Annotated in this window: 10 protein-coding genes; 3 read left to right on the forward strand and 7 right to left on the reverse strand. The window is 71.3% G+C overall.

Annotation, left to right across the window (positions count from 1 at the left end; all coding sequences use genetic code 11):
• Positions 1-41: 41 nt before the first annotated feature.
• Complete coding sequence (locus LG278_RS04475; protein WP_404391347.1) at positions 42-1,772, forward strand: ABC transporter ATP-binding protein; 1,731 nt, start codon at positions 42-44, stop codon at positions 1,770-1,772.
• Positions 1,772-3,934 (forward strand): ABC transporter ATP-binding protein, encoded by a 2,163-nt coding sequence (locus tag LG278_RS04480; RefSeq protein ID WP_404391349.1) that lies wholly within the window; start codon positions 1,772-1,774, stop codon positions 3,932-3,934. Before LG278_RS04475 ends, LG278_RS04480 begins: the two co-directional genes overlap by 1 nt.
• 73 nt (positions 3,935-4,007) lie before the next feature.
• Here LG278_RS04480 and LG278_RS04485 read toward each other — a convergent pair whose 3' ends face one another.
• From LG278_RS04485 to LG278_RS04500, 4 genes are all read right to left on the reverse strand, one after another.
• The gene (locus LG278_RS04485) at positions 4,008-4,145 is read right to left on the reverse strand and encodes a hypothetical protein (protein WP_404391351.1); all 138 of its coding nucleotides are present in this window, start codon (positions 4,143-4,145) and stop codon (positions 4,008-4,010) included.
• Positions 4,146-4,257: 112 nt separating this feature from the next.
• The gene (locus tag LG278_RS04490) at positions 4,258-7,293 is read right to left on the reverse strand and encodes a BTAD domain-containing putative transcriptional regulator (protein ID WP_404391353.1); all 3,036 of its coding nucleotides are present in this window, start codon (positions 7,291-7,293) and stop codon (positions 4,258-4,260) included.
• 149 nt (positions 7,294-7,442) lie between these two features.
• Entirely contained in the window at positions 7,443-7,955 is a 513-nt protein-coding gene (locus LG278_RS04495) for a CHAP domain-containing protein (protein WP_404391355.1), read from the reverse strand.
• A 100-nt stretch (positions 7,956-8,055) separates the two neighbouring features.
• Positions 8,056-8,643, reverse strand: a complete 588-nt coding sequence (locus tag LG278_RS04500; protein WP_404391357.1) for a C39 family peptidase — start codon at positions 8,641-8,643, stop codon at positions 8,056-8,058.
• Between the two features lie 235 nt (positions 8,644-8,878).
• On the opposite strand from LG278_RS04500, the gene LG278_RS04505 reads away from it, so the two are divergent.
• Entirely contained in the window at positions 8,879-9,436 is a 558-nt protein-coding gene (locus LG278_RS04505; protein ID WP_404391359.1) for a hypothetical protein, read from the forward strand.
• Positions 9,437-9,518: 82 nt separating this feature from the next.
• Here the strand turns inward: LG278_RS04505 and LG278_RS04510 are convergent, their stop codons facing one another.
• The 3 genes from LG278_RS04510 to LG278_RS04520 all read right to left on the reverse strand — a co-directional run bounded on the left by LG278_RS04510 (position 9,519) and on the right by LG278_RS04520 (position 11,635).
• Positions 9,519-10,502 (reverse strand): SDR family NAD(P)-dependent oxidoreductase, encoded by a 984-nt coding sequence (locus LG278_RS04510; protein ID WP_404391361.1) that lies wholly within the window; start codon positions 10,500-10,502, stop codon positions 9,519-9,521.
• Positions 10,503-10,595: 93 nt separating this feature from the next.
• Complete coding sequence (gene soxR, locus LG278_RS04515) at positions 10,596-11,021, reverse strand: redox-sensitive transcriptional activator SoxR (RefSeq protein ID WP_404391363.1); 426 nt, start codon at positions 11,019-11,021, stop codon at positions 10,596-10,598.
• A 47-nt stretch (positions 11,022-11,068) separates the two neighbouring features.
• Complete coding sequence (locus LG278_RS04520) at positions 11,069-11,635, reverse strand: AAA family ATPase (RefSeq protein ID WP_404391365.1); 567 nt, start codon at positions 11,633-11,635, stop codon at positions 11,069-11,071.
• Positions 11,636-11,641: the final 6 nt, after the last annotated feature.

Here is an 11,641-nt window from a genome sequence, read left to right on the forward strand (position 1 = left end):
TCCCTAGCCTCCTTGGCGTTACCCCGACGAAAGGCGCCCTCATGCTGATGCGGCTGCTCCGCACCCATCTGCTCCCCTACCGGGGGCAGATCGTGCTCATCGTCATCGCCCAGTTCGTCAGCACGATGGCCTCGCTCTACCTGCCCAGCCTCAACGGGCAGATCATCGACCAGGGGGTCGCCAAGGGCGACACCACCTTCATCCTGAGCCACGGCGCGATCATGCTCGTCGTCAGCCTCGTGCAGATCATCGCGTCGGTCGCGGCGACCTACTTCTCGGCCAAGGTGGCCATGGGGATGGGCCGCGACATCCGCGGCAACGTCTTCGGCACCGTCGTCGGCTTCTCCGCCCAGGAGGTGACGCGCTTCGGGGCACCGACCCTCATCTCGCGCAACACCAACGACGTCACCCAGGTGCAGATGGTGGCCTTCATGGCCTTCGCGCTGCTCGTCACCACGCCGATCATGATGATCGGCGGCATCATCATGGCGCTGCGCGAGGACGTCGGGCTGTCGTGGCTCGTCGCAGTCGCCGTGCCGCTGCTCGGCCTCTGTGTCGGGCTCGTCATCTCGCGCATGGTGCCGTGGTTCGGCCGCATGCAGACCTCGCTCGACGGCGTCAACCGCGTCATGCGCGAGCAGATCACCGGCATCCGCGTCGTGCGCGCCTTCGTCCGTGAGGAGCACGAGGAGGCCCGTTTTGCCGAGGCCAACGGCGACCTCACCAACGCCGGCCTGCAGGTCGGGCGCCTCATGGCCCTCGTCTTCCCGATCGTCATGCTGATCTTCAACCTGTCGACGGTCGCCGTCATGTGGTTCGGCGGTCACCGGATCGCATCGGGTGACATGCAGATCGGCGAGCTGACGGCCTTCCTGTCCTACCTCGTGCAGATCCTCATGGCGGTCATGATGGCGACCTTCATGGCCACGATGATCCCCCGCGCGTCGGTCTCGGCGGGGCGCCTGCAGGAGGTGCTCGACACCGAGTCGACCGTCGTCGAGTCCACCAGCCCGGTGCCGCTGCCCGCCGGGGCCGCCGCGCTGTCCTTCACCGCAGTCGACTTCCACTACCCCGGTGCCGAGGCCGCCGTGCTGCACGACGTGACGTTCACCGCCGCGCCGGGGCGCATGACGGCGATCATCGGCTCCACTGGATCCGGCAAGACGACCCTGATCGGGCTCGTGCCGCGCCTCTTCGACGCTTCGAGCGGCACCGTCGCGGTGGGTGGCGTCGACGTGCGCGACCTCGAGCTCGACGACCTGTGGGGCAGGATCGGCCTGGTGCCGCAGAAGCCCTACCTCTTCAGCGGCACGGTCGCGAGCAACCTGCGCTACGGCAACCCCGAGGCGACCGAGGCGGAGCTGTGGGACGCCCTGCGCATCGCCCAGGCCGAGGAGTTCGTCCAGGCCATGGGCGGCCTCGAGTCGCCGATCGCCCAGGGCGGCACCAACGTGTCCGGCGGCCAGCGCCAGCGCCTCGCGATCGCGCGGGCCATCGTCAAGCGGCCCGACATCTACCTCTTCGACGACTCGTTCTCGGCGCTCGACCTGTCGACGGACGCGCGGCTGCGGCGCGCGCTGCGCCCCGCCACGGCCCACAGCACGGTCGTGATCGTCGCCCAGCGGGTCTCGACCATCGTCGACGCCGACCACGTCATCGTGCTCGAAGACGGCCGGATCGTCGGTCAGGGCACCCACGAAGAGCTTCTCGACACCTGTGAGACCTACCAGGAGATCGTCGAGTCCCAGCGCAGTGCGGAGGTGGCGGCCTGATGTCCGAGGGAGTCAAGACCACGGAGGAGAAGGCCGCCGAGGCACGTCGCGGGCCGGCCCGGCGCGGCGGTCCGCCGCACATGGCGATGGGCCAGCCCACCGAGAAGTCGCTCAACTTCGGGCCGTCGGCCAAGCGCCTGCTCGGTCGGCTGCGGCCGCACCGCTTCAAGGTGGCCGTCGTGCTCGTCTTCGCCGTCGTCAGCGTCGCGCTCAGCTCGATCGGTCCCAAGATCCTCGGCCGCGCCACCGACCTCATCTTCGCCGGGGTCATCGGCGGGCAGATGCCCGCCGGTGCCACCAAGGAGCAGGTCATCGAGGGGCTGCGGGCCACGGGGCAGGACGGGTATGCCGACCTGCTGAGCAACGTCGACTTCGTGCCGGGTCAGGGCATCGACTTCACCGCCGTCGCCGGCGTGCTGCTGCTCGTGACGGCACTCTTCGTGGCCGCCTCGCTCCTCATGTGGATCCAGGGGTGGATCCTGCAGGGCGTGCTCGCGCAGACGATGTACGACCTGCGCCAGGAGGTCGAGGCCAAGCTCAACAAGCTGCCCCTGCCCTACTTCGACAACCAGCCGCGCGGCGAGATCCTCAGCCGTGTCACCAACGACATCGACAACGTCGGGCAGTCGCTGCAGCAGACGCTCTCGCAGCTACTCAACTCGCTGCTCACCGTCATCGCGGTGCTCGGCATCATGTTCTGGATCTCGTGGTCGCTCGCGCTCATCGCCCTCGTCAGCATCCCGATCTCGATCGCCGTCACCGCCGTCATCGCGAAGCGATCGCAGAAGCTCTTCGTGCAGCAGTGGCGCAACACCGGCGAGCTCAACGGCATCGTCGAGGAAACCTTCACCGGCCACGGCCTCGTCAAGGTCTACGGCCGCCAGAAGGAGACGGCCGCCAACTTCAAGGTGAAGAACGACGAGCTCTTCGAGGCGGCCTACGGGGCGCAGTTCATCAGCGGCATCATCATGCCGGTCATGATGTTCGTCGGGAACCTCAACTACGTCGCCATCGCCGTCGTCGGTGGTCTCCGCGTCGCGAGCGGCACGATGAGCCTCGGTGACGTGCAGGCCTTCATCCAGTACTCCCGCCAGTTCACCCAGCCGCTGACGCAGGTCGCCTCCATGGCCAACGTGCTGCAGTCGGGGGTTGCGTCGGCGGAGCGGGTCTTCGAGGTGCTCGACGCGCCCGAGCAGGAGGCCGAGCACGCCTCCCCGGTGCGCATCGACGACCCGCACGGTGCCGTCGCCTTCGAGGACGTGTCGTTCTCCTACGTGCCCGAGAAGCCGCTCATCGAGCACCTCGACCTGTCGGTCAGCCCGGGTCAGACCGTGGCGATCGTCGGGCCCACGGGCGCCGGCAAGACGACGCTGGTCAACCTCATCATGCGGTTCTACGAGCTCGACTCCGGCCGCATCACGCTCGACGGCGTCGACATCCGCCACCTCACGCGGCACGACCTCCGCGCGCGCATCGGCATGGTGCTGCAGGACACCTGGCTCTTCGGAGGCACGATCCGCGACAACATCGCCTACGGCCGCCCCGGGGCGACGGAGGCGGAGGTGCTCGAGGCCGCCCGCGCGACCTACGTCGACCGCTTCGTGCACTCGCTGCCCGACGGCTACGACACCGTGCTCGACGACGAGGCCTCCAACATCTCGGCCGGCGAGAAGCAGCTCGTCACCATCGCCCGGGCCTTCCTCTCCGACCCGGCGCTGCTCATCCTCGACGAGGCGACGAGCTCGGTCGACACGCGCACCGAGCTGCTCGTGCAGCACGCCATGGCCGCCCTGCGCTCCGACCGCACGAGCTTCGTCATCGCGCACCGCCTGTCAACGATCCGTGACGCCGACCTCATCCTCGTCATGGAGGAGGGGCGCATCGTCGAGCAGGGCTCGCACGACGAGCTGCTCGCACGTGGGGGCGCCTACGCCACCCTGTATGCCGCCCAGTTCGCGGGTGCCGCAGCCGACCTCGACGAGGAGCCGGGTCAGGGTGCTCCCGCAGCACGCACCCCGTCGCCGGGGGAGGGCGGCGAGGGAAGCCCGCCGGACGGCATACCGGAGATGGCTGCCGTCGGCGGCGGCGCGCCGGGACCCGCCGGCGGACCGGGAGTGCCCACGCCCGACGGGGCTGTGCCCGTCGACGGTCCGCGGGACTGACTCCGGCCGACGGAGTCCGGAAGCGACAGCCGGGGCCGCAGCGACAGTGCTGCGGCCCCCGTGCGTTCACACCTCAGCCGTGGCAGGTGCCGTTCACTGCCGGCGGCTTGCCCATGCACCATGCGGTCGGAGCGGCGTGGGCGCTCGTCCCCATGGCGGAGATGGCGACCGCTGTGATGGTCGCCGCGACGACCCGAATGACTGTCTTCATGTGGCTGTTCCCCTTCTGTGTGCTGCGCGCCCCTGTCGACTGCAGCCGAGGAGAAGGTACCCCGCGCGGAGGGTCGTGAGGGGGCTGACTCGACCTGTTTCGCCGAGGGAGTTCAACGGTCGTCATAGAGTCCGGGCGGGAGGCGCAGTGCCCTGCTGTCCAGACGGAGGTCGCCGAGGATCTGCTGCGCCTCGTGGTCCGCGTCGCCGGGCGACTGGTGACTGCGTGATGCGGACGACGGGGACCCGGGGTCGGCCGCGTCCCCTGGGCCATCGCCGAGCAGGGACAGTCGCGCCAGGTCCCGGGCCAGCTCGAGGGTGTCGCCGCGTCCACGCCAGATCTCCACACTGCGGGCCAGCGCCTCGGAGGCGCGCGCCTGGTCCTGCCTGAGGACGGCGATGTCGGCGTCCACGCGCAGCACCTCCGGCTCGCAGCCGCCTGGCGCGTGGGTGTCGAGGACCGGCCGAGCCAGGGCCAGCACCTCGTCGGCAGCTCCGGGGGCGCCGCGAACGACCAGCGCCGCAGCGCGTGCCATCCGACAGTGCGCCAGGCCCAGCTCGTCCCCCAGCTCTGCGGCGATGTCGCTCGCCTCGTCCAGCAGCTCATCGGCCACGTCGACCGCGCCCAGGTCGATCAGGCCCTCGGCCCGCGTGACGAGCCAGATGCAGGTGTCTCGGGCCTGCCCCGACGCGCGCACGTCGTCCACCGTGCGGGCGAGCAGCGGGTCGGCGTCGCCGGCGCGTCCCGCGTTGCGCAGCGCGACCCCGGTGGCGCCCAGGGCGCGCAGGTGACCGTGGTGGTCGTCCAGCTCGATCGCCAGCCGGCCGGCTTCCTCGTAGCAGCCCACGGCGTCGTCGACGCGGTGTGCCGTCTGCGCCACCCATCCCGACTGCAGGAGCGCCGTGAACTCCCGCGGGCGATCGCCGGTGCGCCGGGCGAGAGCCAGCTGACGCGCAGCGAGGGCAGGCAGCTCGGCATGGTGGAGGCGTTGTGCCTGCACGGCGAACAGCGCTGCCAGCAGGGATCCTTCGAGCTCTGTCTCTGTCGACGGCAGCGCGGCCAGGGTCTCGCGCAGGATCCGCTCGCGGTCGTCGTCGTAGGCGCGAGTGCGCAGGAACGGAGCGGTCGCGAGCGCCAACCGGGCCCGCATCGCCGCAGCGGCGGCACCACGCGGATGGTGGGCGACGCACGTCGCCACCAGGTTGTCTCGCTCGACCTCGAACCAGTCACGGGGGCGCACGGTGTTGGCCTGGCCGGCGTGACGTGTGCGAGTCGGCGATGGGCCAGAGGCGCCCTGGTCGAGGCCCGGGGCGGAGAGCCGCTGCTCGGCCACCAGGGCGCGTGACAGCCACTCCGCCAGGAGTCGCTCGCCGCTCTCGTCGTCGAGTCCGTGCAGGGCTTGCGACTGGAGCTCGACGGCGACGACGGTGACGAGTCCATGCATCCGGAAGCGCGGCTGGCCGGCCGCGTCACGGCCCACCGGCTCGACGAGGTGACGGTCGACGAGCTCGTCGAGGTCCCGGCCCCAGGAGTCGAGACCCGAGAGGGACTCGGCGACCCACCCCGCCCACTCGGGGGTGGGGGTCAGGGCCAACCTCTGGAAGAGCGCTCTCGCCCGGTCGGACAGCGACTCGACCGAGGTGAGGATGCTCGCGCGGACGTCGATGTCACCCGTGGACAGCTCGTCGAGTCGTGCGTGCTGCCGCTCGAGGCGCACCCGGATGTCGGCCAGCGTGAGCGAGTCGTTGGCGGCGAGCCTGGCCCCGACCACCATGAGCGCCAGCGGGAGGTGACCGCACAGGTCTGCGACCCGGCTCAGCTCGGACGGCTCGGCGTCGGCGCGGGCCTGTCCGGTCAGGGTGGCGAGCAGGCGACGGGAGTCGGTCGGATCCAGGGCGGGGACCGGCACGCGAACCGCACCGGCGAGAGCGGACAGCTTGCGGCGTGACGTGACGAGGGTGCAGCTGCCGGGCGTCGTCGGCAGCAGAGGGCGGACCTGCGCCTCGGAGGTCGCGTCGTCGAGCACGACCAGCACGCGACGTCCGCTGACAACCGAGCGGTAGAGCGCGATCCTGTCGTCCTCGTCGGTCGGCACCTGGTCGGGCGCCACGCCCAGCGAACGGATCAGGCGCGCGAGCGCCTCGGCCGTGCTCGCGGGCGACCCCGTACCGAGACGCACCCACAGGGTCCCGTCCGGGAAGTGGCGTTCGAGGCGGTGGGCGGCATCGACCGCGACCGACGTCTTGCCCGAGCCGCCGGGGCCGGCGATCACGACGACGGGTGGGCCGCTCTGCAGGGCTGCGCTGGTGACGGCCTCGACTGCCGTGGTTCTGCCGGTCAGGGCCCAGGTCCGCGCGGGCGCCTCTCGTGGCACCAGGGTGGTCGAGGGCGATCCCGCGTGCTCCGGTCTGGGCCAGGCACGGCCATCGAGGATGCGAGCGTGGAGGTCGATCAGCTCGGCACCGGGTGGCACGCCCAGGTCGTCGACGAAAGCGCGGCGCAGCGCGCGAAAGGCCGCCAGCGCCTCTGCCCGGCGGCCCGAGGCGGCCAGCGCCTGCAGCCGCTGAGCCTGCAGGCGTTCGTCGAAGGGGTCCACCTCCAGCGGCTCCGCGACGGCGGCCAGCACGTCGTCCGGCCGCCCGAGACGCTGGAGCACGTCCACCATGAGGTCGAGCACGGCGCGGCGCTCGACCTCGAGCCCGGTGCGCCACGGCAGGTCGTCACACCGGGCGACGTCCTCGAGGGCTGCACCCCGCCAGCACGAGAGGGCATCAGCGAGGAGTGCACGGCCCGCCTCGAGATCACCGTCGTCGCACGCAGCGACGGCGTCGTCGGCGTGTCTGCGGAAGTCGAGATGGTCGAGGGAGTGAGCGCCGAGGTGCAGCTGGTAGCCGAGCGGCCGGGTGACCAGCAGGCCGGGGTCGCGGGTCCCGAGTCGTCGTCTGAGGGCGGCGATGAGGTTCTGGAGCTGCTGTCGGGCGGTCTCCGGGGGCGTGTCCCAGAGGGTGGCGATGAAGCGTTCCGTGGAGACCAGGCGGTCGGCGTTGAGCAGCAGCATGGCGAGAACGAGCCGCTCCCGTGCACTCCCGAGAGGCACGAGCTGCCCGTCGTCCTCGACCTCCACCGGTCCGAGTACCCGAAACTGCACCCTCCATTGATACCTGACGACGCGGCCACGACGTCACTGCGCCCAGGCTCCCTCCACCCCTGCGGGAGGGAGTCTGGGCGCAGTGGCCTCGCTGGTGTCGCCGGCACGGGGGTGCAGCCGCGGGCCGACGCGACGTCGCCGGGGTCGGCTCAGCCCTTGCGCCAGTAGTAGGCGACCCCACCCTTGCTCTGGGCGTGCGCGGTCGGGTCGTAGGTGTGCTCGCCCACCCGCTCGTAGCCCACCCAGTTGGAGTCGACGACCCGGATCGTGGGCCCGTCCGGGTTGCCGCTGACGATCGCGGTGTGGATGCCGCGCGTATGCGTGGCGGCATCGGTCTCCTGGATGATGTCGCCGGCGCGCACCTCCGCCTTGCTGATGCGGTGGTAGCCGGCGTCGACGTAGGCGCCCCAGTAGTTGGGGCCGAGATCCCTGACGTAGACCTCGTTGTGGATCCGCTGGACGAACTCCTTGCACTGTCCGCCCGACTGGCCGATGTAGGCACGGGCGTGCGACACCATCGGGTGGACGGCAAGCATCTGGACGGCGCTCGCGGACGAGTCGCGCGCCTCGGCGGCGGACGCCGTGGCGGGCATCATGGCGGCGGCGGCGCCGGCGACGAGGGCTGCGGCCGTGAGGCTGCGGGCCGCGGTGGTGAAGGACATCTCTCTCCTTGGTCGGTGTGATCGGTGGGTGGTGCTGCGTGGACGGTGGTCAGTGAGGTGGTGGGCGGTGCCGCGGGTTGGTTGCGGCCCGCCCCGGTGCTCAGGCGCCGTAGGCCGTGAAGCGGTTGAGCTTGTTCCAGGCGACGATGTCGTCGTCATTGCGCCACACGCCGTTGCGGGAGGAGCGGAACGGGTCGGCGATCTTGTAGGTGCCGGCGCCGTAGCCGACGATGGCGATGTAGTGACCGGCGTCGAAGTGGTCCCCGTCGACCCACTCCATGTTGATGACGACCGGGTAACCGGCGTCGATGCTCCGCACGACCCGTGACCGGAGCGCGGTCTTGAGGGTGCCGGCGGCCGGCTGCCGGAAGTAGTAGCGCTGCGTCCGGTCCGCGATGCCGAGCCTGTTGTTGAGGACCCGTGCGATGGCATACGGGTCCTGGAGGCCGGAGCCGCCCTCGAGACCGAGCGAGTTGGCGAGCGACGCCTGGGTCGGGAAGCGGTCGCGGGCCGTGAGCGCGATGCGTGAGCTGGCCGCCGAGCACCAGGACTGAGTTGCCTGCAGCTGGTAGGAGTAGCCGACCGAGGCCGCGTCGGCCTTGGTGGCCAGGGCCATGGTGACTCCGGTGGCGAGTCCGAGGCTGAGGAAGCCCCGCCGGGGGAGGGATGAGCTCAGTGCGTTCTTCATGGCGGCACCTGTCCGTTCGTGGGTGTGAGGGCTGGAGGAGCCGCTGGCTGGCGACCCGTCGGGTCGACGTTCGCGAAACCGCCTAACAAGCCGCTAACCGAGCGCATGGGCGGCGGCGCGCTCGGTTGTTAGTCGTCAGTTAGGCACTCACGCAACTCTCGGTCTGCCTCCACGAAAGGGGGGCCACCGGGTGGATCCCCACCCGGGCCGAGAGACTTCGCGAAGGAGAAGGCGCATGAGCTGGAAGACACGGATCGTGGCCCTGCCACTGGCGGCGGTGAGCATGGTCGGGGCGATGGCGGCACCGACGCTGGCGGGCGAGTCCACAGTCGCTGCCGAGACGGCGCCGAGCCTGGCCCTCGCGGTGGCGACGAACCCCTACCCGGCCAGCTCGGTGCGCACCGGCTACACGGATCGTGCCAGGTGGACCATCAACGTGCTGCGCGACAACCGCCCGGCCCTCACGTCGTGCCACCACGGCAACTTCGACCCCGACTACGGTCACTCGGAGGGCAGCTACCACTACAGCGGCAACGCCGGGGACTGCTACGCCGGCAACACGCCCGGGCAGTGGCCGGGGCCGATCGACAAGGACCAGCTCCAGCGGGCCGCGAACTTCCTCGTCGCCAACGCCGGGCCGCTGAAGGTCCAAGAGGTGATCTGGTACGGGAAGATCTGGACCTGGCCGCGGCGCACCGAGGGGTGGCGCACCTACACCGGCGGCTCGGGAGTGGTGGGCGGGCACTACGACCACGTGCACGTGAGCATCGCCCGACCCGGCGACTCTCGCTGAGAGCGGCTGCGCGTCGTCATGCCCGGGTCGGGTGGGCTCACAGGGGGCCCACCCGGCCACGGCATGGGCAGGGCAGATCCGCCTAGATGGCCAGCCGGACGCCGGTCAGCTCCTCCGACAGGGCGATGAGTCGGCCCGCCACCTGCGGGTCGAGAGCGGCAGGGTGAGCCGTGAGCCGCGTCGGCTGTCCCCGCAGCTGCTGCCACCCCGACGGGCCCCAGTAGTCACCGTTGCGCACCTCGGGGGAGGCCACGGCGGTGACGAGGGGTTCGGCGCCGCGGTGCTTCCCGTGGGCGAAGGCGCGCACGAGGACTCTCGTCACGGGGCTCACGGACGGCTGGTTGACGGCGATCGAGCGTGACGGCGACAGGGTGTCGACCGCCGTGCCGGGGTGGGCGACGACCGAGGAGGCTGAGCCTGCAGCAGCCGGGGGGCCTGCAGAGTCGAGGCGCCGGGCGAGCTCGAAGCCGAAGGCCATGACGGCCAGCTTGGAGCGGGCGTACTTCGTCAGGTCGGACTGCTCGTCGTCGGGACGGGGGAGCGAGTCGGCGGGCTGGCGCACCCTCGAGTGGATGACGCTGCCGACGTGCACCACCCGACCGCTCGAGGCCAGCAGCTCGGGCAGCAGCCGCGCGACGAGGGCGAAGTGCCCGATATGGTTGGTGCCCCAGTGCAGCTCGAGCCCGTCCGCCGTGACGAGCGGACGGTGCCCGCGCTCGGATCGTGGTTTCGACCAGTCGGGCAGCGCGACGGCGGCGGCATTGGCGACGACGGCGTCGAGGCGGGGGAGCCGGGCGATCTGCTCGGCGGCGACCCGGACGGAGTCGAGCCGGGCGAGGTCGAGGGCGACGTGGCGCACCTGTGCCCCCGGCACGTGTCGCTCGATGCTGCGCACCGCCCCGGCCGCCCGGTCGGCGTCTCGTGCCGCGATGACCACGGACGCCCCCAGGCGGGCGAGCTGCTCGCAGGTGAAGTAGCCGAGGCCCGTGCTGCCCCCCGTGACGACCACCACCCGCCCGGCGAGCGGAGCCGTCAGCGGCTCGATGGCCGGCTCGGTCGGCGGCATACGTCCTCCTCGGTCGGCGGGCTCACGTGCTCCTGCTCTGTGGTGTCGGCGGACGGTCTGCTGATACGCGCGGGGCGGGCCACGCGGCATACGTCATCGGTCGGCGTCGGCCTCCGGCTGGAGGAGGACGGCGCCCGGCCCCCGGGCGGCGAGGGCGTCGTCGGGGTTGCTCAGGGCGCAGCTGCCCAGGCTGAGGCAGCCACACCCGATGCAGGAGTCGAGCTGGTCACGCAGCCGCTCGATGCTGCGGATCTGCGCGTCGAGGCGACCGCGCCACGAGCGCGACAGGCGGGCCCAGTCGGCGGTGGTCGGGGTGCGCGACTCGGGCAGCCTGGCGAGCGCCTCGCCGATCTCGTCGAGCGAGAGCCCGACCCGCTGCGCGGCCCGGATGAAGGAGACCCGGCGGATCGTGGCGCGCTCGTAGCGACGCTGGTTGCCGGTGGTTCGCTCGGAGCCGATCAGCCCGAGGTCCTCCCAGTAGCGCAGCGCCGAGGTGGCGACCCCGGTGCGCTCGGCCACCTGACCGATCGTGAGGGTCGGGTGCCGACTGGACCCGGCCGCCACGGTCAGGCGATCCTCGCCTCGCCGAGGCGCGTCACGATCTCCTCGACGGTCTCGTCAGGGGTCTGCTGCGAGCTGTCGAGCCAGAGCCCGATGTGCGGCGTCTCGGTGCGCACCTTGTGGTCGAAGTCGCGGATCGACCAGAGGTCGCCGTAGCCGACCTTGACGCGCTCGGCCTCGCGCTGCATGACCGTGCCGACGTCGGGGGCGAGCATGACGAGGCTCAGCGGCCGTGCGAGCAGCTGGTCGAGGAACGGCTGCAGCGTCGCTCCGACGAAGAGGTCCTGCACGACGACCGTGAAGCCCGCATCGGCGTAGAGGTTGGCCGAGTGCGCGGCGATCATGTGGCGCAGCGCGAGCTGCCGCTCGGCCTCGGGGTCGCCGTAGGGCGACATGTCGGCACGCCCCCGCACGACGACGCGGCGGAACTCGTCGCCGCGCAGGTGCACGGCTCTGGAGAACCGCTCGGCGAGCAGCTGGGAGACGGTCGACTTGCCCGCAGCCATGACGCCGGTGACGACGATGATCTGGGGGATGTCGACGGCGGGGTGGAGGGGCGGCCGTTCGGTCACACCCGC

Source organism: Humibacillus xanthopallidus (assembly GCF_044793955.1).
GTDB lineage: Bacteria > Actinomycetota > Actinomycetes > Actinomycetales > Dermatophilaceae > Humibacillus > Humibacillus xanthopallidus_C.